Source organism: Methanoregula sp. (assembly GCF_002835825.1).
Lineage (GTDB): Archaea > Halobacteriota > Methanomicrobia > Methanomicrobiales > Methanospirillaceae > Methanoregula.
The window spans coordinates 1-1,017 of sequence record NZ_PIZH01000794.1 but is presented as its reverse complement, the minus strand read 5'-3'; the positions used below and the strand labels follow the sequence as shown (position 1 = coordinate 1,017).

The 1,017-nt window shown below is 58.6% G+C and carries 2 protein-coding genes; both read right to left on the bottom strand.

Features of this window, described 5'->3' with window-relative positions:
• Positions 1-596, bottom strand: a 596-nt coding sequence (locus CW742_RS15265; RefSeq protein ID WP_292421890.1) for a PAS domain-containing protein, incomplete at its 3' end; no start/stop codon positions are given.
• Between the two features lie 147 nt (positions 597-743).
• The coding region (locus CW742_RS15260; protein ID WP_292421889.1) for a PAS domain S-box protein at positions 744-1,017 on the bottom strand (274 nt) is incomplete at its 5' end.

Genomic DNA, 1,017 nt, shown 5'->3' with positions numbered 1-1,017 from the left:
AGGTAGGTTTTGCCGGACCTGCTGATGATCCGGTTCTGGTTCAGCGTCTCTTTGCCATCAAACACCAGCTGGCGGAAGACGTCAGCAAGGCCGGGCCGGTCCTCTTCGGGAACAAACATGGTAAGGTAATCGGCTCCACGAACCTCCTCCTGCGAATATTCCAGCGCCTCGATCAGGGCCCGGTTCATCTCAAGGGTCTTTCCATCGGCCCCGATGGCGACAAAGAAGGCCGGGGACGCATCCAGCAGCATCCGGGTATACTGCTGTTCGTTTTTCAGGGCAGCCTCAACAGCCCTTCGCGCTGAGATATCCCGGCAGATCGTCATGATGACCTGGCCGGTGTCTGAGGTGATGACCGTTGCATTGATCTCGACAGGCTGGATCGTCCCGTCCGGTTTCTGGTAATCGATCTCGAGATTCCTGACCCGGCCCGTCCGGATGCACGCGTCCACCTCACGGGCATTCCGTTCAAGATCATAGGGGGCGGTCCACTCCGTGACCTGCCTGCCCTCGATCTCCAGAAGGGACGGCCGGCCCGTGAGCCGGCAATACTCGCTGTTGGCAGTAATGACCCGGCCGGTGCTGTCGAGGATCACAAACCCTGTCCCGGTTGTCTCGACAAGGCTCCGGTACCGTTCCTCGCTCTCGCGGATCAGCGCATCCGCCAGTTTCCGGTCCGAGATGTCCCGTACAAAAGAGAGGAGATATTCCTGGTTGCCAAGGGAGAAGTAACTGGTGACGATCTAGACCGGGAAGGTGGTCCCGTCCTTCCTGCGGTGGACCGATTCCATGATCTTGTATTCCCCCAGTTCCTTTGTCTCGGCCCAGCTCTTCTCCCACTGATCCATGCCGGGGAAATTGGGATCGATATCCCGGACCTGCATACCGAGGAGCTCCTCCCTTGCATATCCCAGGCATGTGCAGGAGGACTCATTCACCCTGACGATCCGTGAGTTACGGTCAAACCAGTAGGTCGCAATTCCGGAATGCTCGATCGAGAACTCGGCAAGGTGCAGG